General features: G+C 34.1%; 3 protein-coding genes and 1 pseudogene. All 4 read right to left on the bottom strand.

The features are described 5' to 3' along the window. Positions 1–377, bottom strand: a pseudogene (locus AB8P51_RS15155) (hypothetical protein); the annotation flags it as partial. Between the two features lie 233 nt (positions 378–610). Next, positions 611–1,276 carry a tol-pal system YbgF family protein gene (locus tag AB8P51_RS15160; protein ID WP_369749720.1) on the bottom strand — a complete coding sequence of 222 codons (666 nt, stop codon included), beginning with the start codon at positions 1,274–1,276 and terminating at the stop codon, positions 611–613. 145 nt (positions 1,277–1,421) lie between these two features. Next, complete coding sequence (locus AB8P51_RS15165) at positions 1,422–2,414, bottom strand: tetratricopeptide repeat protein (RefSeq protein WP_369749721.1); 993 nt, start codon at positions 2,412–2,414, stop codon at positions 1,422–1,424. A 138-nt stretch (positions 2,415–2,552) separates the two neighbouring features. Further along, on the bottom strand, positions 2,553–3,466 hold a 914-nt coding region (locus tag AB8P51_RS15170), incomplete at its 5' end, for a hypothetical protein (RefSeq protein ID WP_369749723.1).

Consider the following 3,466-nt stretch of genomic DNA (forward strand, 5'->3'; position numbering starts at 1 on the left):
AATGGGGATAGATCGTATTTGGAGACATCAATATCCTTCAATGAATTATTGATCATTTTAGCTCGGAAACGTCCAGTTTTACCCTCACAGTTAAGTATAAAGCGGATAGTTAATAATCCAGTTTCTGGTGGCAATATATTTGAAAATTGATTTTGAAGTTTTTCTTTCATGGCCCGTTTGCCTCCTTCATAATCAGTATTTATTGAGTAGTATTGATAAATATTTTCGTCATTACAAAGTTTAAATTCAGTAGAATCTTGGTTTCTATCAAACGTTATATCCCCGACATGATGAGTGAGCTTTCCATAAATCCAAAACGTCAACAATGCAGCGCATATGAAACTACAGATAAGCCAAAGATTCAATTTAGTTTTCAATGAAGGTTAAGTCTTGTTAATTGTGTACAACGGTCTTGGCTATGATCTCGGCGCGGTGTTGGGGGCGAAGCTAGCGGAAGATCTAACGGCTTTGTCGTTAGAAATTCGCGCTGGCAAAGCGAGCCCGGGCCTCTACCCTATTTAAGCCAGTTCCTTGTTTTATTTAAATGTAGGAAATTTCAAATTATTGAGAAAGCAGCGCTGGATTATAGCCGTTGTTGTACCACGTTATATTAAAACGTTAAGGGTAAGGCAAATCCTCCTCCAAATAATCCTACTGATTTATTCATGTAAGTTGCAGGTTTGTATTCCGTCATATTTCCCAAAAGAAGACCAAGCAATTTTCTTTTATCTTCAGGAATTTCTCCCGCTATTTTGGTTATTAAATTTCCGTTTATGTCAACATTAAGTAGAATTCTTGCCTGTCCTTTAATTCTTTTAAACTCTTTAGATTTTATTAGTTCCTCTCTGATTAGTTTTAAATAAAGGGGATTCAGTTCCTTTCTGTTAATGACAAGAGGGACAAATTCATTCTTATAAAGGAATTTTGGAAGCTCATCAACTTGGAATAGAAACATTTTTTCTGAATAATTTAGTTCATTACAGTATTCTTTAATTAAGTCATAGGCACCAATATCTCCTAATGAATAAGACTTTTGAAGTAAATCACATGCATGCGATTTATTACCAAGATTTAATTCCGTTCCTGCCAAATTGTATAAGGCATCTTTGTTGTTAGAGTCAATTTTTATAATTGCTTCGTAACTAACTTTTGCATTAGCAAAGTCTGATTTTTGATAGGCATCATTTCCTTGAACTAAGAGTTTTTCAATTTCAGAATTCTGTCCAAATAACGGATTAATCAGACACATTAAAACTGCCAAGAGAATATTTTTCATAATGTGGTACAACGGTCTTGTGTATGATTAGTTGCGGACTTTTCCAACGGAAAATGTCCGCCTGCCTATAAAGATAATTGATTGCAGGAATTTCCAAGTGGAAATTCCGCCCGCAATTAATTATACACCGTGTTGTGCAACGTTATTATTTACAGAACTTTAGAAGGAAGTTTCTAAATTTAAAATCATATTCATCGCCAACCATTCTAAAACTTCCGCAAGCTTTTTCATTTTTTCCCGTCGCTAAATAGGAAATTCCCAAATTTCTTGTAAGGTCCCGTAACATGGTATTTGTAAATTCGTTTTCCGAAATTTCTACCTCCAATGCTTGTTCATAGTAATCAATTGCCGAGTTGAAATCAAAATTTTTATAATAAGAGTCTGCCTTTTTTACTTTATGGTAAAAGTCCCAGTTTTCTTTTTTAACGAAATATTTACCTTGTTCGAAGAAATTGAATTTTTGTACAATTATAATGTCTTTTCCCGTATCGTTTTTCCAATATTTTTGTGATTCCTGAACGGCTTTCTTAAAGGATTTGTCGAAGCTTTTGTTTATGCCGCGTTCCACTGTTATGTCCAAAATTTCATTGTCACTGGTCAAAATGAAAGTACCCTTGAATTGATGTCTTTGTGCACTTGTTTTGGAGTAATTGTAAATTGATTTTCGCAGATAGTCTGAAAAAGATGTTTTATAGTTGAAATCAGGATTCAAGCTAAATGACCGATGAAAAACCGTATCATTTTCTTTGGTAAAATAGTTTTCCTGATACAAGTTGTTCTTTACCAAGAATTCACTTTTTTTCAAAAAATAGTATAGTAATTCGTCACCTTGTTCTTTAAGAACTAGAAATTTGTCCTTGAACGAAAAGTTAAATTTTCTAAATCCAATTTGAAGTTCAGAGTTCGATATTTTATAGGTATTAGCAATTCCTTTCTCTTGATAATTATTCGATATATAGGCTTGTCCCGAAGTAAATTCGTATGAGAGAAAAGTTGAGAATAAAGGGTGGTTAACCTCCAATTCTTTTCCATCTTCATAGGTCACATTATGGCAGAACCATTTTCCTTCAATTCGATTTTTTGAGTAAATATTTGAAACAGAAAGAAGAAGGATTACTGGAAGAATTATTCGGTTCAAACTATTTGAGTTTAATGTTGCACAACGGTCTCGGCTATGACACGGCGCTTGAGTGCGCATGCCCCAACAAACCTGTTTTATTTTAACTAAGATAGGAAATAAGCGCAGACCTGGGAGAGCGATGTGTTATAGGCGTTGTTAGCTGCTGGTTTTATTATTCTTTTCTTGAGATTTCATAACTTCATTACCACGAGCAATATCCATTTCAAGTTGTTCTTTGGTTCTATAATCCAATGGAAGTGGCATGTAAGTTGGCAACTGAAACATATTAAAATTCAAGTCAATTTTACCTTTATGATTTTTGAATTCAGTAATTTCGGTTAGATGCTCAATTTTATTATCGTTGTCAATTGTTAGTACGTAGCCATAGGGAGGAAATGCAATTTCAGAACAATTAATTGCTGCACCTTTTGAAATATTGCCATGCACGACATGATGCATATATCTTATTCTTTCAGCTCGTGTCAAATAGCAAAATATTTTGTACCGATCAGGTAAATTTCTTGAATTCTTATCGGAAACATATTCCGCAAGGTCTGGATATGATTCTAAATACCACTCTTTGTTTATTGCCAAGAACATGGAAATTATTTGTTTAAATATCTTTTGAGGTTCAATTTCCTTTATTAAATATGAGTGTAGCTCAACTTCTTTGTTTTTAAGAATTTCCAATCCTGCTTGTACCCATCTACTGTATGCTGGCACATAATTAGAGCCGAGAAAGCTATTACATTTCTTGCAGAAAGAATTATATCCTACGCCACCTTGTCTAATTTTGCCTTTGGGTGGATCATTTAATGGATTTTTAGATTTTAGATACTCATCGAAATCTACTTCTTTGTACTTTGTTTTTTTATTCAATGCTACTCTTGGTGGTACATGTTCGAAAGACAGCTCTGTGTTTTGCCCACATAGTCGACAGATTCCAGAAGTCATTTTATGTCTGCCCATTTTTTTTTGTCTTTTAAACTTGCAGCTAACGGTCTTGGCTATGATTCTGTTTTGACTTAGCAGCGAGCCCAGCGTTGGGTTTTTTGCCCTTGGCAAAAAAA

Source organism: Muriicola sp. SD30 (assembly GCF_041205185.1).
Taxonomy (GTDB): Bacteria; Bacteroidota; Bacteroidia; order Flavobacteriales; family Flavobacteriaceae; genus Muriicola.

Excerpts from the sequence above, each read along its gene's own strand:
- AB8P51_RS15160 (WP_369749720.1), bottom strand. The coding sequence starts at position 1,276 with ATGAAAAATATTCTCTTGGCAGTTTTAATGTGTCTGATTAATCCGTTA.